Here is a 24585-nt window from a genome sequence, read left to right on the forward strand (position 1 = left end):
GCAATTCTAGGTTATACCATTTATTAGCTAGAAGTCGCTTGTTGTTGTTGGAATGTCAGTACAATAAATTCTGCCGGACGAACTACTGCAACTTTAACAGTTACATTCATAAATCCGTTTAAAATATCGTCTGAAGTCATAGTACTTCCCAATCCGCATTCAACAGAAAAAGCTGCTGCTGCTGTTGCTCCTTGCAATCCTCCTTGTTTCCAAATACCAGTTAAGAAGCTTCCAATCATAGATTTTACGCCTTCCCACGTATTTTTATCATTCGGTGCAAATACATAGGCTTGCGCTGCAAGTTTACACGATTGCTCTAAGAAATTCATCGTTCTTCGTACCGATAGGTAACGCCAGTCTAAACTGTTTCCATCTAAAGTTCGTGCACCCCAAATTAAGATTCCAAGTCCGTTGAAAAAACGAATCGCGTTGATCGATTTTCCAGAAACGGCATCTACGTTTAAGCCTCCTTGTTGTGATTCTGATAGTTTTATTGGTAATGATGCTGCACCAACCATAGACGTATTTGCAGGCGCTTGCCACGGACCAACTTCATTGTCAGTTACCGTAATTACTCCAGCCATTCCACCACTCGGCGGTAACATATTTGCATCACTCAATACATGATTGATAATAGAGCTATAAGTTTTACTTGCTGTAATTAGTGAATTGTTGTATTGACTTACCGTTAACGGTGTTCCCGAAGGATTTTCAATGTTTCCAATAATCGTTTCTACCGTTTGATTTGGATTGTCAGCTGGACTTAATAAAGGTTCTAACTGTTTGATATCTCCTCCAAAAAGGTTGGTATAATCAATGTCGGATGTCTGCATAATTGTTGTTCCAACGAATGGATAATATGCAGTTCCGTAGTTTAATCCGTTAGCTCCTGTGTTGTCACGGAATGCTGTAATATCATCCATCCACATTACTGGATCTGGATTTCTTCCTCCAATAATATCAAAAATGGCTACTGCAGTTTGCATTTCTTCTGCTTGTAATAGCATTTCCTGCATTAAAGTTCCATTGTTTGCCACAGAAAGTAAAGTTGCTTCTGGACAGATATACATGGTTGGTTCTTGTTCGTTTTTTAATAATGCCAATCCGTTTGCAAGATCGTTTAATTGTACATTCGGATTTACAATTTGGTCGCCTGGTGTCATACCTGCTCCCGATCCGGCTCCGTAACCTCCAACAGATACAATATATGCGTCTCCTCCACCATTTTCGTAGAATAAACGAATGCTATTGTATAAATAGTACACAGTGTTTGGATCTGGTACAATAGAGTAGTACGTACCATCTATGAGCATATAGTCACCTTTTTCGGGTTGACTTTTTTCTGCTACTAGATAGTATTGCGGACTGTACTGTTTTGCTGGATCTGCCGGTGCTGCTGGATTTGGCAGCATAAAAATTGCCTGAAAATCTGAAAAAGATGTAATTTTTGTTGGCACATTCGTATACGATTTCCCTTCGTACATGGCTTGCGGTGTATATCCAATGAAAGCAGGAACGGCAGTAGCCACTGGGACAACCGAGTTTCCGAAACCATTTATTTCATTGATATAAACCCCTGGAGATTTAATGGTTGATAAATTCATAAAACATAGTTATTAGTTCGTGTTAATTTTTATAATTATTTAATAAGGCATGCTAGATATATACATATATCAACGATGCTATTGTATGGTCGTCTTGTATTTGTAAATTTTTAGGGTTAGGAATAGGCAATCCTTTCATTACGATTTCCTTTCGTTCGCCTGCAATGTTTTTTTTTGTGTTGATTAAATTGAATGTGTAGGTTACTTCATTTTTTAATGGAATTTTGGTTGTTTGTGATGAAAAAGGCAATGCTTTATCGCCATTTTGTAAGGTAATTTCAGCTGTTTTGGTAAACTGAATAGTTTCGTCTGTACTTTCGATTTCGAGCTGATTGTATTCTTGATTGGTGTTGTTAATGATGTAATAAATCCACTGTGTTTCACGTGCTTGTAATTGGATACTATATTCAATAGGATTGTTTGTTTTTTGCAAACGAATAATGTCTTCAAATTTTATAGTAATGCTGAGTGCATTTTGAGTAGAAGCTGCTTCTACAAACGTTTCTTTGAGTTGAATGCTAGTGCTTGAAGCATCATTTACGGTTTGATCACTTATGTACGTTAGTACGCCAAGTTCATTGATAGGAATGTTGGTGAAGTTGTAAAAATTTTGATCGGTAGTCATTCCAAGAAACTCAAAAGCTGTTTGCCCAGAAACTTGTGTAATATAGTTGAGGTACGTTTCAATAGATTGATTGGTTGCGCTGTACAATTCAAATCCACTTTGGGTTTTTCGCAACACAAGTCCATACTTAGTAAATACACTTTTTGTTTCAGTACTTGCATCATATATCATACACTCACAAATGTTTGACGCATAATATGAGTGCGATATGGTTACTTTACATAAAGATGTATACGTTGTGCTCATGGTTTTTCATCTGCGTTTGTATTAATGCTAATAATACCTGTATCAAACCCTTCTACTTCATCAGAAGTAATTGTTACCAATCGAACTTTATAAATGATAGATGGTTGATATTTTGCGCCAAGTGCTGTCCATAGATTTTGCATTTGCATATAATTTTCTCCTTTTTGAAACTCATATTCCAATTTTCCTATTTCGGGAGGAATTTCTGCATTTTTGGTAGCGTCAATCATTTCGTTTATTTGAAAAAACTGAATAGAAGCATCTAAAAACTTTAAGGCTTCTATATAATCGTCAAAATTTGGAGTAATCAGTGTGAATAAATTATACCGATGTCCAAGAGGTGTTCTTACAAAGTTGCCATTGTCTAGTTTTTGATTTCTGTTGTAGAATTGTTTTGTAGTTTCTTGTTCAACGTGAATCAATGAAATGATAATTTTGTTTTGGTTTTTTGCGGGTACAACTCCGTTTTGATCAATAATAGGATTGATGATAACGATGTCCTCATCCAAGCCAAATTTCTTTTTGACATATTGGTTGAGTGCTTTCTCTGTAAATTGAAGTGCTTTTTCAATCATGTTGGTAAATGGTTTGGTTAGCTAGCTTGTAACATGCTAAAATTAATAATAGAATGAATGTTTTTAGTGAAGTAAGCGTATACCATTTATGCACATTTTGTACGTGTACGAAATTTTCCGTAGACAAAACGTAGACAAATGGAAACTTGCGTATACATATACTGTGTATCGCGCACAGTTTACCATGTACGTAATTTTAAATTTTTGGCATGAAGTGGTCAGCAATACTTCCTGTTGTTAAGATATGGAAATATTGAGAATTAAGCTTTTTCTACGCTTAAATTTGACTAAAAGGTATGTGATATTGACTCTTAAATGTTGCTATGAAATAACTTCTTTTATAAAAATAGAATACGGTTAATGTCAGTACTATTTAATTATCCTATTCATATTTAGATGGTGCAAGTGCCATGGCTTGAGGATATTTTTTGGCTCTACTAGCACGGTAATCTTCTTTTGCTTTTTCAAGTTGACCTAATTGCTCATAACAATATCCACGACTGTATTCTGCTTTTCCATCTTTAAATGCGCGTGCCTTAATAACGCGTGCTAAGTTTTTAATGGCTGCTTCATAGTTTTTATTCACCAAATCAATAATACCAATGTTTTGAATGGATAGAAAATCTCTTGGATTCGTTTTTAAAATTTCTTCAAACACGATTCTTGCTTTCCCATATTGTTGCTTTGCAAAGAAATCATACGCTTCTTGATGTTTCGCTTTTACTTCTTTTTTGCTTAAAAACGATTTAAAATTTAGTTTGCCTAAAACTTCCTTTTTTGCATCAATTAACTTTTCACTATAGGTGTTGTATGCAATTCCTGTATCTAGTACTTTCAACATTAAATCGCTGTCTTTGGTAAACTCATAAATAGTATTTGCTTTGGTTTTCCATTCATTCAAATCTCTTGGATTGTATTTTGAATAGCGATGCATTGCACGTATTAAACTAGCAGTATCTCTTTGTTTTGCATAGATTTTTTTCAGCATATAATAGTTGGTTTTAAATGCTGGGTAAATATCGAAAACTTGTTCAGAGTAGTACTTTGCACTATCTATATTATCTTTCACATTAAGATAAATTTCAGCCTTAAAAGCCTTTACTAATAAAGCATCTGTATTATATGATTTTGACTTATCTAAAATCTCTAAAGCCTCATCATACCTTTTAGCTTTAATAGCATAGTTTGCCAAAAACACATTATTTACCGTGCCCACATAACTTAACTGTGGATAGTTTGTCCATTGTTGTTTTACATTTTCAAAATCATTTCGAAGTTTCTGATCAGTAAAAAGAGTTTTCCCCATTAAATCGGTTCGAAGATTTCGTTGCAATTGATAAGCGCTTAATATTGCATAATTAGAAGCCGTACTTGCAAGACTGAATAAAAACAGCGCACCAAATGCTGCATAAGTTAACTTCTTGTTTTGCACTGCAGCTTCTTTCTTTTTTTCCTTTCCAGCGAAAGCGATAATAAAACTTACCATTAAAATAAAATAAAACTGAACTGGCGGTCGCTCTAGCGGAAAGTTTAAAAGAGCATCTAAGGTATAAGCAGCTGACACCAGAAAAATAGCAAAATACATCCATTTAATTTCGTATTCTTTTTCTTTTCGCATCAATCCAATAAACCATAGCAATGGCATTACAAATAACGCAACATAGAATAAAAATCCAAAAATTCCTGTTTCTGCTAGTTTTTCCAAGAAATCATTGTGCGCACGTCTCGGATTGGCAAAAGCTCCTTTATTATTCGAAAAATTTTGGTAATGCTCTCTTTTTCCAACAGCTTTATAATTTCCGTAACCAACACCTAAAACTGGACTTTTCTTAAAGTTGCGAAATGCCAATGCCCATAATGAAAAACGTCCTGAACTTAGGTTCGATTTCTTTTTAACAGTAACATTGATAGGCATCATTTTTTCTTTAGTAGAAACAGTGTTTTGAGCAAGGCTTCTTCCTTTATAAAAATCAAGGTTTTTAGGGTTTAAAATATCACTCAATGAATTCATAGAACCTTTGTCAACTCTATTCACATTCAACACTAAAAAAATAGCTAAAAGTGGTGTAATTGCTAAAATGATAGTTTCTTTTTTAATACTTACAGCATCTTTCTTCTTTATGATTCCAAATAGTAAAAAACCTAAGGAGCTTAAAAATATAAATGATAAAGAAAGCATTGCAGTTCTTGAACCAACAAATAATAAGGCTATTATACCTATTAACGCTGCAACTCCTGAAGCATATTTCCAAATTTTAGTAAAATAAAGAAAACCATAAATAAGTAATGGCAATTGAATTACAAGAAATGCTGTATAGATATTAATGCTCGAAAATCCGCTTCGAAGACCATTTACAAACTCAAGTGATCGTATCATGTCTGAGTATCCAAAGAAGTACTCAATAGCACGAAAGCCATAAAAGGATACTATAAAAATAGAAACTTTACAGGCAAAGTTGAAAAATAGTTTTGGATCTTTCTTAACGAAAGTAAATACACAAAAGAAGGCAACAACAATATTGACAAAACGTGATAAATGCACCAAACTTTCACTCACATTAATTGCTGTAATCATGGATAAGCAACCTATTGTGAAAAATCCAGTTAATAAGCCCATATAGAGTTTGGCTTTTTTTTCTAGATTGAATGCTTGAAAAAATGAGTTGTTTTTAAATATAAAAATCAATGAAATTATATTCAATAACGACATATATAACCATTGTGGTGCGTCGTAATCCATAGCATTAAACAGCGGAACAAGACATGATACTGAATACAACAGTAAAAAAATATGTGCAATGATGAGCTGATTTGGCAATTGACTTTTTTGGGAAATGGTATTCTTTTTAGGTTGGTTTTTTGGCATTGCTTCAATTTTACGTCAAGAAAAATACTAATTTTCAAATTGTAAGTCAAATGAATATCACCGACTACAATAATGTCGCTAGCTGAACAAATTACGAGAAAAATCTTGAAATCTGATAAATTGTTTTTCTAAAGAATCATAGAAACCCGATTAAATGCATAAAAGAGAGTTGATTGCTGTTACAATTACAACTGATTTCTAGTAAAAAGTGACAATACATTATAAGAATAGTTAGTACCTTTGTACGGTTAGAAAATGAACGCATGTTAGATATTCAAAAGATACGAAAAGACTTCCCAATTCTCAATAGAGAAGTAAACGGAAAACCCTTAATATATTTCGATAACGCGGCAACTTCGCAAACGCCACAACAAGTAATTGATTGCATTGTAGATTATTATACGAATTACAATGCAAACATACATCGAGGTGTGCATACGTTAAGTCAGGAAGCAACAGACGCGTATGAAGAAGCGCGTATAAAAATTCAACAACATTTTAATGCGGCAAAACCGCATGAAATGATTCTTACTTCTGGAACAACAGATAGCATCAATTTGGTAGCAAATGGTTTTTCTTCCTTATTAAAGAAAGGAGATGAAATTATTGTATCTGCCTTAGAACATCATTCTAATATTGTGCCTTGGCAAATGTTATGCGAACATACTGGCGCAGTTTTAAAAGTGATTCCGATGTTTGAAAGCGGACAATTAGACATGGAAGCGTATGCGTCTTTGTTGAACGAGCATACGAAATTGGTTTTTTGTAATCATGTGTCAAATGCATTAGGAGTTATCAATCCAATAGAATTTATCATTAAAAAAGCACATGAAGTTGGTGCAGCTGTCTTAATTGATGGTGCGCAAGCTTCTCCACATATCAAAGCAGACGTGCAAGCGTTGGATGTAGATTTTTATGTAGCTTCTGCACATAAAATTTGTGGTCCAACAGGTGTTGGTTTACTGTATGGAAAAGAAGAATGGTTGAACAAATTGCCTCCTTATAGAGGTGGCGGAGAAATGATAGATCAAGTAACGTTTGAAAAAACAACGTATGCAGGCTTGCCACACAAATTTGAAGCTGGAACACCAAATATTTGCGGCGTCATTGCTTTTGGAGCTGCACTAGATTATATGAATGACATAGGTTTTGAGGCAATTGCAGCTTATGAAAATGAATTGTTGGAATATGCTACCGAAAAATTATTGGCTATTGGCGATATAACTATTTATGGAACAGGCGCAAAAACTGCGGTAATTTCATTTAACATAGAAAATGTTCATCCGTATGATATTGGAACTATAGTAGATAAACTTGGAATTGCTGTTCGTACAGGACATCACTGTGCACAACCAATTATGGATTTCTACAAAATTCCTGGAACCGTGAGAGCATCTTTTTCTTTTTACAATACCAAAGAAGAAATTGACACGTTTATTGAAGCAGTCAAAAAAGCAAAAATGATGCTTTTGTAACATATAAACACACATAAATAACCATTAATCTACAGAATCGATCCATTGGTCGATTCTTTTTTTTTGTTTGAATTTGAAAATACACCTATGTATTTCACCGATAAAGCTATTGTTCTTCACTTGTAAAAAAACAATTACAAATTGTTATATATGTAACAAAATGCTTAAATAATTTCATTTCATCTAAAAAATTAGCAGTTTTGTTAAATAATTCACAATTATAGATATATTTGCCGCATTAACCCGAATAAAACTTAATAAGAAAATTATGAAGAAAATTTTTCTAAGCATGATTGCGCTTGCGACAATTATGGTGTCTTGTAGTGATGACCAAACTGCAAACACAAACGTAGAAGAGCAAGGAGCAGATATGAGTGATTTCTATTTATACACAGAAAACACTGAAAAAGCAGCTGGTGGATGTTTTACAATGCAAAAACTAAATGCACAACTTGACAAAGATGCTGATTTATATAGCAGAATGTATGATATTGAGAAAAAGTACAGAGAAAGATCAATCGCTAAAAAACCAGGAAATGGTAATGGTAATGGTAATGGCGGCGGCGGAAACGGCGGCGGCGGTGGCGGCGGAACTCCACCTCCAACTGACAACTTAGGCGTTGTATCAATTCCTGTATACATACATGTAGTATATAGCAACAATAACGAGAACATTAGCGATGCGCAAATCAATTCGCAAATGGCAGTTTTAAATGACGATTTTAGAAGAGCAAATAATGATGCGAACCAAACACCTTCTACTTTTGCAGGTGTAGCTGCTGATACAGAAATTCAATTTACATTAGCGGGAGTATTTAGACATTCAAACTCTAGAACTTCTTGGGGAACTAATGATGCTGTAAAAGGATCATATCCACCAGTAACACCATCTACTCACTTAAACATGTGGGTGTGTAACATTGGAGGAGGAATCTTAGGATATGCACAATTCCCAGGAGGAAACTCTGCTACTGATGGTGTTGTGATGTCTCCACAATATTTTGGAACAACTGGATATGTTGCTGCTCCATTTGACGGAGGAAGAACAACAACTCACGAAGTTGGACACTACTTAAACTTACGTCACATTTGGGGAGACGGAAGATGTAACAGAGATGATTTTGTTTCTGACACTCCAACTTCAGACAGACCAAACTACGGATGCCCATCATTTCCAACAACTCACTGTCGTTCTACGGACATGACTATGAACTATATGGATTATACAGATGATGCTTGTATGAACATGTTTACTGATGGACAAAAAAGCAGAATGCGTGGTGTGTTAATACCAGGTGGAGCAAGAGAAAGTTTAGTGAACTAATTCACATATAAAGTGCTAAATTTAATATAGAAAAGACGCCATAATTGGCGTCTTTTTTTGTATCATTATGTCACAGAATTAAAAAGACTAGTTATGAAATACCTATTTGTATTATTCTCTCTCACATTATTTACGAATGGTTGTAATGATGAAGAGACGAAAAAGAAAGCTATAAAAACTGCTGAAGATGATATTATTGTAACCTATGAAGCAATGTCAAGAGGCTTTTATGAAGAAGTACAAGTGTCAAAAATTGCTCTAAAGACGACAAAAGATGTAAATAAAAAACAATACAATACGTATGATTGCAGTGAAGAAGACTGGAATGAAATCGTAGCTCTTTTGAAAAAAGTTGATGCCGAAAAGTTAAAAACACTCAAAGCACCATCCTCAAAACGTTTACATGATGGCGCACCACATGCTGTTTTAACAATAAAATATAAGGATACTGAAGTATCTTTAAATTCTTTTGATCATGGAAATCCGCCCAAAGAACTAATGGCAATTGTCTCAAAAATACTAGCAATGGCAAAAGCAGTTGATAAACCGTAATAGTTGTTGTATTTTTGCGTCTAAATAAACAATCGTGTAAAAGAAGAAGAAATGACGATACAAGAAATACAGGCCGATATAGTAGACGAATTCAGCATGTTTGATGATTGGATGCAGCGCTACGAATACATGATTGATCTTGGAAAATCACTTCCTTTAATTGATGAAAGCTTGAAAAAAGACGAAAACATAATTAAAGGTTGTCAAAGTAGAGTTTGGGTTCATGGTGAAATGCAAGATGATAAATTGGTATTTACGGCTGATAGTGATGCCATTATCACGAAAGGAATTATTGCGATCTTAATTCGTGCATTTTCAAACCAACAACCTGCTGCTATCATTAATGCTAATACTGATTTTATTGATGAAATAGGCTTAAAAGAGCATTTGTCACCAACAAGAGCCAACGGATTGGTAAGCATGATTAAACAACTAAAGTTATACGCAATTGCGTATCAAACACAATTAAATTAAAATGTCAGAAATCACCATAGATACAGACGCTTTAGGCGAAAAAATAGTTAGAGTTTTAAAAACCATCTACGATCCAGAAATTCCTGTAGACATTTACGAACTAGGATTAATATATGATGTTTTTGTAAATGAAAACTCAGATGTAAAAATCTTAATGACCTTAACATCGCCAAATTGTCCTGTAGCAGAAACGCTTCCGCTAGAAATAGAAGAAAAAGTAAAATCGCTTAAAGAAGTGAATAGTGCTATTGTCGAAATTACATTTGAACCGCCTTGGGACAAAGATTTGATGAGTGAAGAAGCAAAATTAGAATTAGGTTTACTATAAAACAATGGCAGACGAAATTATCAATAGAGTTGCACAAAGCAAATTAATTACATTCAATCTGGAAGATTACTATCCTTCAGGTGAACGTACACTTTTTGATATTTCTGGTTGGCTTATGGAAGGCTTAATTCTTCGCGAAAAAGAATTCCGTAAATATGTTGCCGAATATGATTGGTCGCAACACCAAGGACAGTACATAGCGCTTTGTTGTAGTACGGACGCTATTATCCCTGCATGGGCATATATGTTGGTGAGCGTACATTTGGCACCTTTTGTCGAAAAAGTAATAATTGGCACCTTAGAGAATTTAGAAACCTCTCTTTACCAAGATATCATCAACAATTTAGACGTTTCTGACTATCAAGACAAACCTGTTATTATAAAAGGTTGTGCCAACAAACCTATACCAGACAATGCTTACACGATGATGATTAACAAACTACAAGGTGTTGCTAGAAGCATTATGTATGGCGAAGCGTGTTCGTCAGTTCCACTTTACAAAAAAAAGAAACTCTCCTAAATAATATTTAATTAGCTGATTGTTAATGATTTAAATATTTTGCAATATTTTTGTGAACTGATAGGCAAAAAGTATATTTGCCATCGCAAAAAATAAAAAACAACTGTCATATAATACGCATTACAATACAGTATTAATAACCGATATGAACGCGTGCGAATTATAAACGACAACTTAACCTAATAAAAATAAACAAATGAAAAAAATCGTATTTGCCATCGCATTATGTTTAGGAATGAGTTCTATGAATGCGCAAACGAAAGAAGAATTAAAAGCTCAAAAAGCAGAAAAACAAGCTGCTGCTGATGCTTTACAAGGAGAAGCAAATGCTATTCAAGCACAAATTGATGCACTTCCAGGATGGAGAAAAGGAGCTTTCGGAACTATTGGTGGAAGCATTTCAGAATTCAGTAATTGGTATGCACAAGGAATTCCTAACAACGCTTCAGGAAACATCGGATTTACAGTAAATGCTTTTGCAAACTTAAATCAAGAGAAATTTTTCTGGAACAACAGCGCAAATGTAAACTTATCTTGGGTAAAGCTTGATAATACAGACGATCCAACAGATAGCGATAAGTTTAGAGAAGCTACAGATGTATTTAACATTAGCTCTTTATACGGACGTAAATTAAGTGAGAAGTTCGCAATTTCTGGATTGGCAGAATACAGAACTACGATTTTAAGCAACTTTAACGATCCTGGATATTTAGACTTGGGTGTTGGTGCTACTTGGACACCAATTACAAACTTAATCGTAGTAATTCACCCATTAAACTACAACTTTGTATTTAGTGATAATGATACAGTATTCGAATCTTCTTTAGGTGCAAAAATCGTTGCAGATTATACAAGAAGTATTGGTGCAATTAACTTCAAAACAAACTTATCAATGTTCCAAAGCTACAAAAGTAGTGATTACTCAAACTGGACATGGACAAACTCATTTAGCTACACATTGTGGAAAATGATTGGAGTTGGTTTTGACTTTGGTTTAAGACAAAACAAGCAAGAAGCAGTAAACTTCAACCTTGCCAACGGAAACGTAGGAACAACGTTTGACAATGTTGACAATAAATTACAATCATACTGGACAGTTGGATTAAGCTACAACTTTTAAAAACTACCTTTTATACTATACAAAAGCGTTTCCTAATGGAGACGCTTTTTTTTGTTTCAGGTATTTTGATTTAGAAATGTCATTGCGAGGAAGAATGACGCGGCAATCTGTTTTTAGCCTTGCAGATAGCTTCAATTTGTTCGTTATGACGTTTTAAAATATCTCAATATTATTTAATTTTTAGAGTTTAGAACTTGTCTTGAAGATGTATACTTTTTATTTTTGCCAACTTATTTGTGATATAAAATGAAACACCTGCTATCTCTTTGTTTCCTGTTGATAGGATTTACAGCTAAAGCGCAAGAATTACAAAAACCAACAGCTATAAAAGCTGCTATACAAAAATCAGTCGCTATACAGAAACCAATTGCTACTGTAAAAGATACGATCCCAAAAGGTTGGCGATCTAAAGGAAATGTATCTTTTCTTTTTAATCAAGCAGCTTTTTCCAATTGGGCAGCTGGTGGAGAAAACAGTATTTCGGGTACTTTAGGTTTTAATTACGATTTAAATTACCACCGAGAAAACTGGGATTGGGACAGCAGAATAGTAGTTGCTTATGGTTTAACGCAAACTAAAAACAGTGAGTTTACCCGAAAAACGGACGATCGTTTTGAGTTAAACTCGGTAATTGGTAAAAAAGGAGAAAACTATTGGTTTTACTCAGGTTTTTTAAACTTTAAGACACAAATTACCAAAGGATTTCGTTATGATACTGACGAAAACGGAAAGGAAATTAGAATGGAACATACCAATACTTTCTCGCCAGCATACCTTTCGTTTGGACCTGGAGTTTTATGGAAAAAGAAGGACGATCTCAAATTTAATATTGCACCGGGAACTTCTAAAGTCACGATTGTAGATAAAGACTTCACATTACCAAATGAAGAATATTTTGGAGTTGCGGAAAACGAAAGCATTCGTTACGAATTGGGCATGTACGCTTCTGGTTATTACAAATTTACATTGCTTAAAAATATTGTTTTAGAAAACATTCTAAATGTATATTCCAATTACTTGGAAAAGCCTGAAAATGTAGACATTGATTACAATGTAAATGTAGTCATGACAATCAATAAATACCTAACTACAAACATCAACTTTCAAACCATTTACGACGATAATGCCTTCCGAGGATTTCAAACACGTGAAGTACTTGGTTTGGGTGTGAATTATGGGTTTTAATCACATAAAATGGCGTATTATCTTTTTTAAATTTTCACTTTCTTACACAGACGGAAATCAATATCTTTAACAAAAACCTAAATTCTTATCATTATTAAAATTAATTTAGAATTTAAAAACAACAACATTAATGAAACAGATATTAGTTGTTTTAATTGCGCTTTTTATCACAAATATTTATGGCCAAACAACGGATCAAGAATTAGACAATAGAATAAAAAAAGAATATAAACGTATTGGAAGTCTTACCAAAGAAGAGTATGACAAAATTGATTATTCAAAATTTGTCAAAGACATAGAAGCAAAGGTGGAGGAGAACCCAGAAAATACGGAAGCAAGGTATTTTTTAGGATATGCTTATGGTCAAAAAAACTCTTATGACGCTAACGACATGATTCATACAAATCTCGATCTTGTGATGAAAGCAAGTGAGCAATTTGAGGAAATTATAAAATTGACACCTAAATACTCTGGGGAAATCATAGGACTTAATCCTTATGATAAAATAGCAGCAGAATGGGGTTCTCTAGCAATAAAGTATTTGTATGAACAAAAAAAAGATTCTGCAATATGGGCGTTCAAAGAAGCTAAAAAAAGAGGCGGATTTAATACATATACACTTCAATTAAACAAAGAAAGATTGCTAACCTGTAGTAAAGATGCCGTATTGCTCTCTTCAGGTGATATCCCAACATATTCACTGTATTTTTTACAAACCGTTGAAAACATACGAAACGATGTCACAGTCATTGATGTTGAGCTGTTAAATTCAACATGGTACCCTGAGTATCTTTTGGATAGAAAAAGTATCGATTTCGGAATGTCATCAGAAGAACTTCAAACGATTAATTATCTTGAGTGGACTGATAAGGAAATTACAATTGGTGATTTTTCGTGGATTCTTAAACCTAGCTATGGAGAGTATCTTTTACGTGGAAATAGAATTTTGTTAAGCTTCTTAAAACAGAACAAATTCCAAAGAGATATCTATTTTACCATAGGATTTAATAAAGAAGGAAGCTTGAGTTTAGAAGATTCCCTTGCGCAAGGATTGGTTCTTGATAAATTAGCTATTACAAAAGCAGATAAAGAAGCATTTAAAGTTTCGGAGGAGTCGTTGATCAAAATGGTTAAAATGACAAAATATGTCAATATTAATAATGATGAAGAAGTAAATATGGTATATTTTTTTCGAATCATGTGCGTATATGAAATGAATGATCTTTTTGAAAAAATGGATAAGGAAACGCCCAAAAAACTCATGAACCTAATCGATACATATATTGATGAAGATGCATTTCCTTATCGAGACAAAGACGTTTTAGAGTTTATACAACAATGCAGAAAGTTTTTTAACAACTGATACTTCTAGTTACAATTTTCGCAACTGATTAAAATCCAAAAAATACGTCATTTTCAACGAAATGGTATTGCTATTATCTTGTTGCAACGTATTTTTCAAATTGGTTCCATAACTCGAACTGATTTGATTGTTAAATAAATTTGCACCCAACTTATAATTAAAACTCAATTCGCTTGCAGGTGCAAATTGCCATCTTGCGGTATAATCAACCGTAAATGAATTGAAATTATCGTCAAAATCATTTGGATCAATTGTATAATTATTGCGTTCTAAATTCCCTTGGTTATTCAGTGAAAACTGATCGTCATAATCAACTTGAATCCAATAATGACGCACACGCAAATTCATGCTTAATTTGGAATAAACAGCGTAACTCGCTTCAAAAGTATTGGTCAATTCTTTAAGGCTTCGTTTTCCAAAAATCAAATCATCATTTTCACGAGTTACAAAACCTGCATTGCTTGCAACATTCACTATATCTTGACTAAAATATAAGGAAACATGTTGTCCTAACTGGGCGCGCAATCCGTAGCCAGCAATAAATTCATCTGAAAATATTTTTGAATTCAACGAACTCACATACACAACATAGCCTGCAAAAGAAAAATTCTTATTCCGATTGGTTTGGTATTCCAAAAACGATTCTAACTGCGCTGGTTTGTTAAAGTGACGGTCTTTGGTACGTGGTTCAAAAAAATCTTGGCGCTTTTCTATAAACGCAAATGAGCCAAAAAACACGCTGTTATTTTTTAAAGTAGCATCGCCTAAAAGCTTATAATACGCGAATTCTTTTTCAAACAAACTATAATAATATTGCTGCGAATGATCGATTCCTACAGAATACTGATTGAACCATTTTTTAGGATTGTTATTTTGGTAATTTAGATTTGCACGAAGCGAAAACTGATTGTTTCTAGAAAGAAATCCGAAGTCGTTATTATCAAATTTTTCATCGTACAAATTCGCCGAAATTCCACCTGTCCAATTTCCACTTACTTTTGATGCATACGCGTAATATTGATGCCCGAATTCGTTTTTTTGATCGGAAAAATACTTCTGAGAAACTGCTTTTTTCACAGACAAAGAATAGGTTCTGTTTTTAGTATATCCACGAAATAATAAAGCTGAAAAATTACTGTCATAGTCTTTTCCACTTCGCCAAACGGAATTGTTTAAAAAGGTGATGGATGAATTGTTTTTTAAGGTTTGATCGAGTACTAAAGCATTATAATTGGTAAACGGATTTGTCTGTTCGTTTCGAAACTCGTTGGTTTCCGTATTGTAAATCGTAGCTTCACTTTTTGCCGTAACTCCGTTTAACACTCCGATTGAAAAACCTTTGGACGATTTCCCTGTGATCTTCACAAGATTGATGATGTTTGAAGCAATTGGATTGTTGGTAATTTCTTCGTTTTCACCCAATGAAATATTGTTTTTATTGATGGGAACACCACCAATTCTACGTGTATACAAATAACCACCTTTGTCAAAAATCTCGGTTCCTTCAATAAAAAATTGCCTGTTTTCATTGAAACGTACTTCAAACGGCGATAAGTTAAAAATTTGATTGTCAGACAACGCTTGACTAAAATCTGGAATGAGAGAAGCATCTATAGTATACGAATTGTCGTGTACATATTTTACATCCAATCCGCCATTAAAGTTTGTGTTGCTTGTACCATCAGGACTTTTCTCGTTCACGACAGAAACAAAAGGCAATAATGATAAATTTAACGGCGGTGTAATTTTTGGCAAACCTTCCAAACGCCCAAATTGATTTAAAAAACCATCAACTTCAGGTTTTATAGGACTCCAATACGATTCTTCATTCAATTTTGTAGAAACACGTTGAAAATTGATTTTAAAATTGTGCATCGCTTCTTTTGGAAATCGAATGCTATTGAACGGAATTTTAAATTCAACAATCCATTTGTCATCATACAATTGTACAGCGCTTTCCCAAACCACATTAAAGTTGTCGTAACTATTATTTTGACTCAGTTTTAAATCGGTTTGCACATTTGCGGCAGTGACGGTAAAATCGTAGCCTTCTCGCGTTTCGCCAAAAGGATCAATCTGTAAAGCAAAAACATCTGCATTTCCTGTATTATCACGTGCGCTTAATTGTTTGTTAATTTCAGTTTTATCATTGACATGCATAATTCCCAACACATATAAATAACTGTCATCATACAACACTGCAATTTCAGTTTTTCGTGTAGATGGTTTTCCATTATCAGGTCGTGTTTGTGTAAAATTTCCAGCTATTATATGCTGTTTCCAATCGGTTTCATCTGCAATACCATCTATAGTAACTGATGAAGAAACTTTATGAATTTGAACTGATTTTTGCGCGTATAATGTTATGCTAAATAGCAAGCAGCAATAAAAAATAGTAATATGTTTCATTTGGTCGTTTTTATTTTTGGGTTTAGGTCAAATAGAATTCGCGTGCAATTATTTTGATTGGTAGCAACTGATTGTTATAGCTCATTTCATTTGGTCGTTTGTTCGTTGATTGATGCTGCAAATGTGAAAAAGTTGGCGCGATAAACAGGTTAAGCAGAAGTTAATGAGGAGTTAAAGCGTTTTTAACATACGCGCAGGTTTCGTTAACATAGAATTGAAACCTTAACAAATACAGGTGTTTCAGAAGCTTTTTAGGTTAATGATCGGTTAACGATGCCGTTTTTTATGGCTACAAATGCCCGAATGACTACTTTTGAATTGTTGAAACTGCCAAACTGGTCAATAACAAACCAACAACCATTAAATGAAAAACAAAATCACCATATTAATTATTGCATCTATTGCTACTTTGATTGCGCTATCGGGAATTCAAGCGTATTTGGTAGAAAATGCATATCAATTAAAGAAGCGTGCGTTTATACAAGAAACAGATAATGCAATTTCTGATATAGACAATCATCCAGAATTGGATTCATTGGTAGATATTTTGGGCGAAGATTTACGTACCAATTTAGGTGATTACGAAAACAAACGCATTACCAAAGCGGAAGTTATTCGCCGAATGCGTATCAAAGGTGACAGCATCAATGCACCATATATGGAGCGTTACAATAAAGAATTGAAAGCGATTAATTTAGGATATAAAATTCGTTACAAACGTGAAGTAAGTAGTATTGTGGTATTTAATGGGCAAACAAATGACACTATTTTTCCATTAGCATCACAAAAAAGCGGAACTGTTTTAGGAGAAGATTTTCAAGATGAAGATTCACATGTAATTAAGAGTTCGCGCACGTTTACTGAGTTTGACTTTGTTGTACAAGAAAATGATAGTGTATTTACAAAAACGGTAGACGTAGAGTTAAAAACCAAAGATGTTATTTTAATTACGGACTGGAAAAGTATAGTATTTCGCCGTTTGGCAACCTTATTAATATGCTCAGTATTGCTCTTTTTGTTTGTGGTTGGATTGCTTTATTATTCAATAAAAAACCTCATCAATCAGAAGAAAATTACTGAAATCAAAACAGATTTTATCAACAATATTACACACGAATTAAAAACACCATTGGCAACCTTAGGTGTGGCTTCAAAAACCTTAAAAAATGAAGAAATTCGCAATTCTTCAGAAGCATTTAATCATACCTTAAATATTGTTGATAGACAAAATACGCGCTTGCAAAAACTCATTGACCAAGTATTGACCAATAGTTTAAGTGCTAATGATATTGTATTGTCGAAAGATACAGTTGTAGACAATGAATATTTTACTGATTTAATTGCCGATTTTCAATTGTCTACACAGCAACGTCAACTTAGCATTATTAATAATGTGTGTACAGAAGAAGTATTGTTGCGTATTGATACGTTTCACTTTACTACGGCGCTATTCAATATTTTGGAGAATGCAGTAAAATATGGAAACGATCAAACAGAAATTATCATAGAAACATTGCTTAAAAGCAACGAATATAGCATTCAAATTACCGATAACGGACAAGGAATTGCGACAGAAGATCAAGCACAAATTTTTGATAAATTTTACAGAGTAAGTCACGGAAACGTACACAATGTAAAAGGACTTGGACTCGGTTTGTATTATACAAATCAGATTGTAAATGCACATCAAGGAAAAATTACAGTGCAAAGCGAAATAGAAAAAGGAACCACTTTTACCATATTAATACCAATTAACTAATGCAAAAAACCAAGGTTTTACTAGCAGAAGACGATTATGATTTCGGAAGTATTTTAAAGCAATACTTAATGATTCACAATTTTGATGTGACATGGGCAGTCAATGGAGAAGAAGCTTTTACGCTTTTTACTGCAGACGAACATCAAGGCGAAAATGCATTTGATATTTGTGTGTTTGATGTAATGATGCCAAAACTAGACGGTTTTTCATTAGCGGAAAAAGTGATTCAACACAATCCAGAAATTCCATTCATCTTTTTGACAGCCAGAAAGATGAAAGAAGATAAAATACGAGGATTAAAACTCGGAGCCGACGATTATATCGTCAAACCATTTGAAGCAGATATTTTAGTGTTACGCTTACAAAACATATTGAAACGAGCACAAAAAACGAGCATTTCATCAAAAAACGAACAGGAATATGCAATCGGAAATTATGTTTTTGATACCGTAAACTATCAATTAAAATTCAATGGAGAAATACAGCGAATTACTGAGAAAGAAGCGCAACTTATTCAGTATTTCTACGATCACAAAAACCAAATGGTAAAACGAGAAGACGTTCTTGAAAATGTTTGGGGAAATGATGATTTCTTTTCGGGAAGAAGCATGGATGTATTCATTAGCCGACTTCGGAAATATTTTAAGAAAGATACCACAATTGCCATTGAAAGTACACGTGGTGTTGGGCTTACTTTTAAAATCATCACAGATTAATTTAAACAATCATCAAAAAATTAGAAAACATGCAAAAAATATTCATCACAATAATTCTTATCCTAGCATTTCAGTTAGGACAGGCACAAGAGTCGCCAACGCCACCAACGCCACCATCTACGAGTTCGAGTTCAAGTTCTAGCTCAAGTTCATCATCGACCTATAGTAGTTCATCAACAAGTAGTGATAATAATGAAAGCACTTCAATTTCTATAAGTCATACAGAAGATGATTATAAGCTTCGTGCACGGTTTCCCAAAAACAGACATTCGAAACTTAAAAACTTAATAGAAAAAACACTTGGCGGAAAAAACGTGAATATCAAAAAAGGATATTCTAAATGGAGTAATGACGAGAAGGTATATTATATAAAACTGACAGAAAAAAGTTTGCGAATTACTTTAGATTTAAATGTAGCTTCTCCTGAATTGGTTGAAAAATTTGAAGCATTAGGAGAAGATGTGAAAATTATTGTTTCAGGAAGTTCTGCCAATATTGAAAGAGAACGTGTGCAACGTGAAGCCGATCGTATGCGAAGAGAAGCCAATCGTATGCAACTTGAAGCAAGACGCTTGGAACGTCAAATAGAACGCGATGCAAAACGTTTAGAAATGGAGAAAGAGCGTGAGAAACGACAAGTAGAACGAGAGCATAAACGTATGGAACTTGATGCAAAACGTATTGAGCGAGAAGCAAAACGTATTGAGCGAGAAGCAAAACGCTTAGAAGAAAAAGCGCGTCACAAAGGTGGCGTTGGTTCACATATTAAACGCTTATTAGACGATCCTAAAACAACATATACAACAACTTCTGGTTCAAATCTTAATTGGATTTGGCCAGAAGTACAAGAGAACTTATTAGCTTCTTTGCTAGAAGATAAATTAATCAAATCTGCTTCGGAAGTGACATTTACGACCGAAAAAGAACACATGTATGTTAACGGAACAGAATTGTCGGAAACGCAAAAAAGAAAGTACAGCACTATATTTCAAAAAGCTGGCATACAGTCAAACGCCGATTTTTCATTTTACAAAAAAGACAATCATATTGTTGTGATTGGTTTAAATGCGAAAATTAAAAAAGTATTCAACGACTTGCATAAAAAAGGATATATCGCTTCTACAGATGAAGCTGTAAAACTATTGATTGATGGAAGTAGCATCACACAAAACGGAACTCGTTTGGCAAAAGATAAAGTGGCAGCATATAATGCCATTCTTCGCGATAACGGAATTATTCCTGCGCCAGGAAAGTATATTGAAATGAAAAAAGCTGGAAGCTATCGTTTGGGCTATAGTTTAGGGAAAAAAGGAATTGTTGGTACTTGGATTGAAGAAGATTGATACTAATATATATGAAAAAGAGCCTATTTTCACAGACTCTTTTCGTTTTTTTGATACTACTAGTACGGATCAGCTGGATCAGTTGGATAATCAATAGGATCTGCTGGACAATGGTAACACCAAGTTAATTTTGTTGGATCTGTACAACTTAAAATGTCATCAGACTTACCGGCTCTTCCTCCAATAGTTTTTACGGTTAAACTTGAAACCGCTTTTTTGTTTAATGCTAATTTCTTCAAACTTTTTTTCATGATTTTAAATTTTAGTATGGTTCAAAATTTTCTTTCAATTATAAAGAAGTTGTATTTTTTTAAAATTGTTACCCAAGAATAAAAAAACAACTCGTTTATATACTGTTAGCGTTCTTCATTTGGTGGACAATGATAACACATTGTATTCAATGTCGGATCTGTACAGGTAAGTGGACCACCTGTTTTGTCTGCTCTACGCAATCCTCCTATTACTTTAGTAGTTAAACTTGAAACTGCTTTTTTGTTAAGTTGTAGTTTTTTTAGACTTTTTTTCATTGTATTATTTTTGGTTAATAATTATACTATTTTACACTAAGATATTAGCGTATTGTTGTTGGTGGGCAATCAAAACATCCTGTATTTGCAGTAGGATCGTTTGTTGGGAAACTATCTCCTTCTTTTCTTAATCCTCCTTTAATTTTTTCTGTTAAGTTTGAAACTGCCTTTTTGTTAAGCGCTAATTTTTTTAAATTTTTTTTCATGGTTTTGAATTTTAATTAAGGTTCATATTCATAACTACAAAGTAGTGGCACTTTTTTTTAATTGTTACTCAAGAATAGAAGAAAATTACTCTTTGTTTTTTGGTTAGTAAATAGTGCTATTATATTGTCTGAGTTATGAATGTAAACAGGGTTTGTATTGGTTGTTTTGATAGGCTTATCTTTCTCTTTCTGGACAGATGTAACACATTGTCATTGCAGTTGGTCCAGTTGGTCCTGTTGTATAGGTGTCTGAAGTATCGTCGTCTGGTCGTTTAAAACCGCCTTTTATTTGTTCAGATAAGTTAGAAATTGGTTTCTTGTTTAACACTAACTTTTTTAAACTTTTTTTCATGTTGTAAATTTTAAAATTGTTCCTACTCGTACGTTTTTCGGATTCCACGTAATATCGTTGTACAATACATTTTCTTGGATAGAAAACATACAATACAATATCAGTTTAAAAAAATAAAGGGAAAATTACAATCTTGGGAAATAAAGCTGTTAGCTTCTTATATTGGAATAAATGTAAACAAAAAAGGAGATAATTGCAATTATCTCCTTTTTTGATCCTGTATAGAGGAAATTAGTATACGGAAAACGTGTTACATGAATTTCACGTACTACATTATATACTTTTCGCTTATACTCATTTAAATTCTCTTTTTACGCTCGTATTTTACGTAAATACGACTTATGAAGATTGTTTATGATACTGTTTCGCTATTGCTTTGTAGTGTTATTAATTTTAAAACTTATCATTATGAAAAAAAAGAATCTCAAATCATTAAATCTTAATAAGAAATCTATTTCTAATCTCGAATTAAAAGGAGGCGCTGCTCCAGCTCCTTCTTATTTTTCTTGTATTGGAGGAATTTGTACAATTCTTGATACAGAAGTAACTTGCGATACATGGGCTCTGTGTGATTTTACAAAAGTAGCTGGTGGTTGTTCAATTTAATGAATCAAAAAAAATAGCGAATAGTATTTACTATCCGCTATTTTTTATATAATATTAAAATAATTACCCTAATTCTTCATAGTCAGGATAGAGGAAATTATTATATGGAAAACGTGTTACGTGAATTTCACGTACTACATTGTATACTTTTCGTTTAAACTCGTCTAAATTTTCTTTGTTGATGGCTGAGATGAATAAAACTTCTTCCGCAGATGAATTCATCCACGTTTTTTTCCAGTCTTCTAATGTATAATGTGCTTTGGTTTTTTCGGTTACCAAATCGTCACTATCAATAGTTTCGTGTGTAAATGCATCAATCTTATTAAAAACCATCACTGTTGGTTTGTCTGCACTTTTAATCTCACTTAAAATCTGATTTACAGAAGCAACATGATCTTCAAAACTTGGATGCGAAATATCTACGACATGCAATAACAAATCGGCTTCTCGAACCTCATCGAGTGTACTTTTGAACGAATCAACTAATTGAGTTGGTAATTTACGAATGAATCCTACGGTATCACTCAGTAAAAAAGGAAGGTTTCCAATCACTACTTTACGCACGGTAGTATCAAGCGTAGCAAACAATTTATTTTCGGCAAATACATCACTCTTACTAATCACGTTCATTAAAGTAGACTTTCCAACATTGGTATATCCAACTAATGCTACACGGATTAAAGCGCCTCTATTTCCACGTTGTACCGCCATTTGCTTGTCAATCGTTTTCATCTTTTTTCGAAGCAATGAAATTTTATCACGTACAATACGTCTATCTGTTTCAATTTCTGTTTCTCCAGGTCCACGCATTCCAATTCCTCCTCGTTGACGTTCCAAATGCGTCCATAAACCAGTTAGTCGTGGTAACAAATATTGATACTGTGCTAGTTCTACTTGTGTACGTGCATAGCTTGTTTGTGCGCGTTGTGCAAAAATATCCAGAATCAATCCTGTTCTATCAATAATCTTACACTTTAATAAACGCTCAATATTTCGTTGTTGCCCAGGCGATAATTCATCATCAAAAATTACGGAACCAATATCATTGGCCATTACAAACTGCTCTACTTCTTCCATTTTTCCAGTTCCAATAAATGTTTTTGGATTAGGAACTTCCATCTTCTGCGTAAATCGCTTTACAACTTCACCGCCTGCAGTGTATGTCAAAAACTCAAGCTCGTCCAAATACTCTTTAGATTTGACTTCATCTTGTTCTTTTGTAATCACTCCTATCAATACAGCACGCTCGTATGCAACTGTTTTCTTTTCTATCATAAATAAAATTAAAAAGACAAAGTTACACATTTCCTTTTTTGATTTTAGTACTTTTATATTTATAAACAGACTTTTATAGTACTTATGGAGAAAAAAGACACGATACATAAATATCATACAGTTGCATTTTACAATCTTGAAAACTTATTTGATACAGAAGATGATAAGTATATTCTTGACAATGATTTTTTACCACAATCGGATCGGAATTGGACTCCAAAACGTTATGAAAAGAAAATCTACAAACTTGGTTCTGCTATTGCGGACTTAGGACCAGAAGATGCTAAAAATGCACCTGTATTACTAGGAGTTGCTGAGGTAGAAAATAAAAGAGTGTTGAATGATTTAATTGAATCAAAACAGCTTTCGGAATATGAGTATGACTTTGTACATTACAATTCGCCAGACGAACGCGGAATAGATGTCGGTTTATTATACCAAAAAAAGTACTTTGAAGTGCTCGAATCAGAATCAATTCCTATTCTATTATATGATGATGAAGGAAATCGCGATTTTACACGTGATACATTATATGTAAAAGGATTATTAAATAACGAACCTATTCATGTATTTGTCAATCATTGGTCTTCACGTAGAGACGGCGCAAACGAAACATCTCATAAGCGAATTAAAGCAGCAGAAACAGTTCGCGAAAAAATAGATTACATTCAATCTGAAGAAATAGATCCACACATTATTATTATGGGAGACTTTAATGATGATCCTACAAGTGACAGTGTTCAAAGACATTTAATGGATACTAGTTTGTACAATCCAATGGAAAAACTATTAACAATATATAAAGGGAGTTTAAATTATAAGGGCGAATGGAATCTGTTTGACCAAATCATTTTTACGACCAACTTCTTCGATTATAAAAAAAATACACACAGTTTTGCTTCCGCAGATATATTTGACGAACATTTTTTAACACAATGGAAAGGAAAGTACAAAGGCAACCCTTTTAGAACCTATGCAGGTAGAAAATATCTAGGCGGTTACAGCGATCACTTTCCTGTTTATATACGGTTAAAATTTAATAGCTAAACCTTTATTTTTTTCAACTAAAGTGTTAAAGTAAAGTTAAGTTTATATTTTTTTACTATTTTTAGGGCTACTAACTATTAACCAACTT

24 protein-coding genes are annotated in these 24585 nt (G+C 33.6%); 14 read left to right on the plus strand and 10 right to left on the minus strand.

What is annotated here, in order from left to right; translation table 11 throughout:
* Positions 1–23: 23 nt before the first annotated feature.
* From ACRBBL_RS11740 to ACRBBL_RS11755, 4 genes are all read right to left on the minus strand, one after another.
* A complete protein-coding gene (locus ACRBBL_RS11740) occupies positions 24–1604 on the minus strand; it encodes a phage tail sheath family protein (RefSeq protein WP_431369245.1) in 1581 nt (526 codons plus the stop codon).
* Positions 1605–1656: 52 nt separating this feature from the next.
* Positions 1657–2475, minus strand: a complete 819-nt coding sequence (locus ACRBBL_RS11745; RefSeq protein WP_431369246.1) for a hypothetical protein — start codon at positions 2473–2475, stop codon at positions 1657–1659.
* Positions 2472–3050 (minus strand): DUF4255 domain-containing protein, encoded by a 579-nt coding sequence (locus ACRBBL_RS11750; protein WP_431369247.1) that lies wholly within the window; start codon positions 3048–3050, stop codon positions 2472–2474. The genes ACRBBL_RS11745 and ACRBBL_RS11750 overlap by 4 nt, the downstream gene beginning before the upstream one ends.
* Positions 3051–3432: 382 nt before the next feature.
* Complete coding sequence (locus ACRBBL_RS11755) at positions 3433–5916, minus strand: O-antigen ligase family protein (RefSeq protein ID WP_431369248.1); 2484 nt, start codon at positions 5914–5916, stop codon at positions 3433–3435.
* A gap of 263 nt (positions 5917–6179) precedes the next feature.
* Here ACRBBL_RS11755 and ACRBBL_RS11760 point away from each other — a divergent pair, with 263 nt between their 5' ends.
* The 9 genes from ACRBBL_RS11760 to ACRBBL_RS11800 all read left to right on the plus strand — a co-directional run bounded on the left by ACRBBL_RS11760 (position 6180) and on the right by ACRBBL_RS11800 (position 14257).
* Positions 6180–7391: an aminotransferase class V-fold PLP-dependent enzyme gene (locus ACRBBL_RS11760; protein WP_431369249.1), complete on the plus strand. Its 1212-nt coding sequence runs from the start codon at positions 6180–6182 to the stop codon at positions 7389–7391.
* Positions 7392–7659: 268 nt separating this feature from the next.
* Entirely contained in the window at positions 7660–8715 is a 1056-nt protein-coding gene (locus ACRBBL_RS11765) for a zinc metalloprotease (RefSeq protein ID WP_431369250.1), read from the plus strand.
* A 93-nt stretch (positions 8716–8808) separates the two neighbouring features.
* Complete coding sequence (locus tag ACRBBL_RS11770) at positions 8809–9267, plus strand: hypothetical protein (RefSeq protein ID WP_431369251.1); 459 nt, start codon at positions 8809–8811, stop codon at positions 9265–9267.
* A gap of 51 nt (positions 9268–9318) precedes the next feature.
* Entirely contained in the window at positions 9319–9741 is a 423-nt protein-coding gene (locus ACRBBL_RS11775; protein WP_431369252.1) for a SufE family protein, read from the plus strand.
* Between the two features lies 1 nt (position 9742).
* Positions 9743–10069 (plus strand): iron-sulfur cluster assembly protein, encoded by a 327-nt coding sequence (locus ACRBBL_RS11780; RefSeq protein WP_431369253.1) that lies wholly within the window; start codon positions 9743–9745, stop codon positions 10067–10069.
* A 4-nt stretch (positions 10070–10073) separates the two neighbouring features.
* Entirely contained in the window at positions 10074–10589 is a 516-nt protein-coding gene (locus tag ACRBBL_RS11785; RefSeq protein WP_431369254.1) for a DUF2480 family protein, read from the plus strand.
* A gap of 196 nt (positions 10590–10785) precedes the next feature.
* Entirely contained in the window at positions 10786–11709 is a 924-nt protein-coding gene (locus ACRBBL_RS11790) for a DUF3078 domain-containing protein (RefSeq protein ID WP_431369255.1), read from the plus strand.
* A gap of 246 nt (positions 11710–11955) precedes the next feature.
* Positions 11956–12894, plus strand: coding sequence for a DUF3078 domain-containing protein (locus ACRBBL_RS11795; RefSeq protein WP_431369256.1), 939 nt, complete (start codon positions 11956–11958; stop codon positions 12892–12894).
* A gap of 130 nt (positions 12895–13024) precedes the next feature.
* Positions 13025–14257 carry a tetratricopeptide repeat protein gene (locus tag ACRBBL_RS11800; protein ID WP_431369257.1) on the plus strand — a complete coding sequence of 411 codons (1233 nt, stop codon included), beginning with the start codon at positions 13025–13027 and terminating at the stop codon, positions 14255–14257.
* A 9-nt stretch (positions 14258–14266) separates the two neighbouring features.
* On the opposite strand, the gene ACRBBL_RS11805 is transcribed toward ACRBBL_RS11800, so the two are convergent.
* On the minus strand, positions 14267–16666 hold the full coding sequence (locus ACRBBL_RS11805) for a DUF5916 domain-containing protein (protein WP_431369258.1): 2400 nt from the start codon (positions 16664–16666) through the stop codon (positions 14267–14269).
* A 364-nt stretch (positions 16667–17030) separates the two neighbouring features.
* On the opposite strand from ACRBBL_RS11805, the gene ACRBBL_RS11810 reads away from it, so the two are divergent.
* Genes ACRBBL_RS11810 through ACRBBL_RS11820 form a run of 3 tightly spaced genes read left to right on the plus strand, consistent with a single transcriptional unit; the run spans position 17031 to position 20484 of the window.
* Complete coding sequence (locus ACRBBL_RS11810; protein ID WP_431369259.1) at positions 17031–18425, plus strand: sensor histidine kinase; 1395 nt, start codon at positions 17031–17033, stop codon at positions 18423–18425.
* Positions 18425–19141 (plus strand): response regulator transcription factor, encoded by a 717-nt coding sequence (locus ACRBBL_RS11815; RefSeq protein ID WP_431369260.1) that lies wholly within the window; start codon positions 18425–18427, stop codon positions 19139–19141. Before ACRBBL_RS11810 ends, ACRBBL_RS11815 begins: the two co-directional genes overlap by 1 nt.
* A 29-nt stretch (positions 19142–19170) precedes the next feature.
* Complete coding sequence (locus ACRBBL_RS11820; protein ID WP_431369261.1) at positions 19171–20484, plus strand: hypothetical protein; 1314 nt, start codon at positions 19171–19173, stop codon at positions 20482–20484.
* Between the two features lie 59 nt (positions 20485–20543).
* Here ACRBBL_RS11820 and ACRBBL_RS11825 read toward each other — a convergent pair whose 3' ends face one another.
* From ACRBBL_RS11825 to ACRBBL_RS11840, 4 genes are all read right to left on the minus strand, one after another.
* Positions 20544–20735 (minus strand): hypothetical protein, encoded by a 192-nt coding sequence (locus ACRBBL_RS11825; RefSeq protein ID WP_431369262.1) that lies wholly within the window; start codon positions 20733–20735, stop codon positions 20544–20546.
* A 105-nt stretch (positions 20736–20840) separates the two neighbouring features.
* Complete coding sequence (locus ACRBBL_RS11830) at positions 20841–21011, minus strand: hypothetical protein (RefSeq protein ID WP_431369263.1); 171 nt, start codon at positions 21009–21011, stop codon at positions 20841–20843.
* A 44-nt stretch (positions 21012–21055) separates the two neighbouring features.
* Positions 21056–21217 carry a hypothetical protein gene (locus tag ACRBBL_RS11835; protein WP_431369264.1) on the minus strand — a complete coding sequence of 54 codons (162 nt, stop codon included), beginning with the start codon at positions 21215–21217 and terminating at the stop codon, positions 21056–21058.
* A 175-nt stretch (positions 21218–21392) separates the two neighbouring features.
* The gene (locus ACRBBL_RS11840) at positions 21393–21569 is read right to left on the minus strand and encodes a hypothetical protein (protein WP_431369265.1); all 177 of its coding nucleotides are present in this window, start codon (positions 21567–21569) and stop codon (positions 21393–21395) included.
* Between the two features lie 408 nt (positions 21570–21977).
* Here ACRBBL_RS11840 and ACRBBL_RS11845 point away from each other — a divergent pair, with 408 nt between their 5' ends.
* A complete protein-coding gene (locus ACRBBL_RS11845) occupies positions 21978–22175 on the plus strand; it encodes a hypothetical protein (protein ID WP_431369266.1) in 198 nt (65 codons plus the stop codon).
* Positions 22176–22238: 63 nt separating this feature from the next.
* On the opposite strand, the gene hflX is transcribed toward ACRBBL_RS11845, so the two are convergent.
* Positions 22239–23450 carry a GTPase HflX gene (gene hflX / locus ACRBBL_RS11850; RefSeq protein ID WP_431369267.1) on the minus strand — a complete coding sequence of 404 codons (1212 nt, stop codon included), beginning with the start codon at positions 23448–23450 and terminating at the stop codon, positions 22239–22241.
* An 84-nt stretch (positions 23451–23534) separates the two neighbouring features.
* Between hflX and ACRBBL_RS11855 the strand changes: the two genes are divergently transcribed.
* On the plus strand, positions 23535–24497 hold the full coding sequence (locus ACRBBL_RS11855; protein ID WP_431369268.1) for an endonuclease/exonuclease/phosphatase family protein: 963 nt from the start codon (positions 23535–23537) through the stop codon (positions 24495–24497).
* Positions 24498–24585 lie beyond the last annotated feature (88 nt).

Origin of the sequence: Kordia sp. (assembly GCF_050633145.1) — a bacterium.
In the GTDB taxonomy this organism is placed as follows: domain Bacteria; phylum Bacteroidota; class Bacteroidia; order Flavobacteriales; family Flavobacteriaceae; genus Kordia.

What these genes read in the sequence shown, in the direction of transcription:
- ACRBBL_RS11740 (WP_431369245.1), bottom strand. Translation starts at nt 1,604, where the DNA reads ATGAATTTATCAACCATTAAATCTCCAGGGGTTTATATCAATGAAATA.
- ACRBBL_RS11745 (WP_431369246.1), bottom strand. Translation starts at nt 2,475, where the DNA reads ATGAGCACAACGTATACATCTTTATGTAAAGTAACCATATCGCACTCA.
- ACRBBL_RS11750 (WP_431369247.1), bottom strand. Translation starts at nt 3,050, where the DNA reads ATGATTGAAAAAGCACTTCAATTTACAGAGAAAGCACTCAACCAATAT.
- ACRBBL_RS11755 (WP_431369248.1), bottom strand. Translation starts at nt 5,916, where the DNA reads ATGCCAAAAAACCAACCTAAAAAGAATACCATTTCCCAAAAAAGTCAA.
- ACRBBL_RS11760 (WP_431369249.1), top strand. Translation starts at nt 6,180, where the DNA reads ATGTTAGATATTCAAAAGATACGAAAAGACTTCCCAATTCTCAATAGA.
- ACRBBL_RS11765 (WP_431369250.1), top strand. Translation starts at nt 7,660, where the DNA reads ATGAAGAAAATTTTTCTAAGCATGATTGCGCTTGCGACAATTATGGTG.
- ACRBBL_RS11770 (WP_431369251.1), top strand. Translation starts at nt 8,809, where the DNA reads ATGAAATACCTATTTGTATTATTCTCTCTCACATTATTTACGAATGGT.
- ACRBBL_RS11775 (WP_431369252.1), top strand. Translation starts at nt 9,319, where the DNA reads ATGACGATACAAGAAATACAGGCCGATATAGTAGACGAATTCAGCATG.
- ACRBBL_RS11780 (WP_431369253.1), top strand. Translation starts at nt 9,743, where the DNA reads ATGTCAGAAATCACCATAGATACAGACGCTTTAGGCGAAAAAATAGTT.
- ACRBBL_RS11785 (WP_431369254.1), top strand. Translation starts at nt 10,074, where the DNA reads ATGGCAGACGAAATTATCAATAGAGTTGCACAAAGCAAATTAATTACA.
- ACRBBL_RS11790 (WP_431369255.1), top strand. Translation starts at nt 10,786, where the DNA reads ATGAAAAAAATCGTATTTGCCATCGCATTATGTTTAGGAATGAGTTCT.
- ACRBBL_RS11795 (WP_431369256.1), top strand. Translation starts at nt 11,956, where the DNA reads ATGAAACACCTGCTATCTCTTTGTTTCCTGTTGATAGGATTTACAGCT.
- ACRBBL_RS11800 (WP_431369257.1), top strand. Translation starts at nt 13,025, where the DNA reads ATGAAACAGATATTAGTTGTTTTAATTGCGCTTTTTATCACAAATATT.
- ACRBBL_RS11805 (WP_431369258.1), bottom strand. Translation starts at nt 16,666, where the DNA reads ATGAAACATATTACTATTTTTTATTGCTGCTTGCTATTTAGCATAACA.
- ACRBBL_RS11810 (WP_431369259.1), top strand. Translation starts at nt 17,031, where the DNA reads ATGAAAAACAAAATCACCATATTAATTATTGCATCTATTGCTACTTTG.
- ACRBBL_RS11815 (WP_431369260.1), top strand. Translation starts at nt 18,425, where the DNA reads ATGCAAAAAACCAAGGTTTTACTAGCAGAAGACGATTATGATTTCGGA.
- ACRBBL_RS11820 (WP_431369261.1), top strand. Translation starts at nt 19,171, where the DNA reads ATGCAAAAAATATTCATCACAATAATTCTTATCCTAGCATTTCAGTTA.
- ACRBBL_RS11825 (WP_431369262.1), bottom strand. Translation starts at nt 20,735, where the DNA reads ATGAAAAAAAGTTTGAAGAAATTAGCATTAAACAAAAAAGCGGTTTCA.
- ACRBBL_RS11830 (WP_431369263.1), bottom strand. Translation starts at nt 21,011, where the DNA reads ATGAAAAAAAGTCTAAAAAAACTACAACTTAACAAAAAAGCAGTTTCA.
- ACRBBL_RS11835 (WP_431369264.1), bottom strand. Translation starts at nt 21,217, where the DNA reads ATGAAAAAAAATTTAAAAAAATTAGCGCTTAACAAAAAGGCAGTTTCA.
- ACRBBL_RS11840 (WP_431369265.1), bottom strand. Translation starts at nt 21,569, where the DNA reads ATGAAAAAAAGTTTAAAAAAGTTAGTGTTAAACAAGAAACCAATTTCT.
- ACRBBL_RS11845 (WP_431369266.1), top strand. Translation starts at nt 21,978, where the DNA reads ATGAAAAAAAAGAATCTCAAATCATTAAATCTTAATAAGAAATCTATT.
- hflX (WP_431369267.1), bottom strand. Translation starts at nt 23,450, where the DNA reads ATGATAGAAAAGAAAACAGTTGCATACGAGCGTGCTGTATTGATAGGA.
- ACRBBL_RS11855 (WP_431369268.1), top strand. Translation starts at nt 23,535, where the DNA reads ATGGAGAAAAAAGACACGATACATAAATATCATACAGTTGCATTTTAC.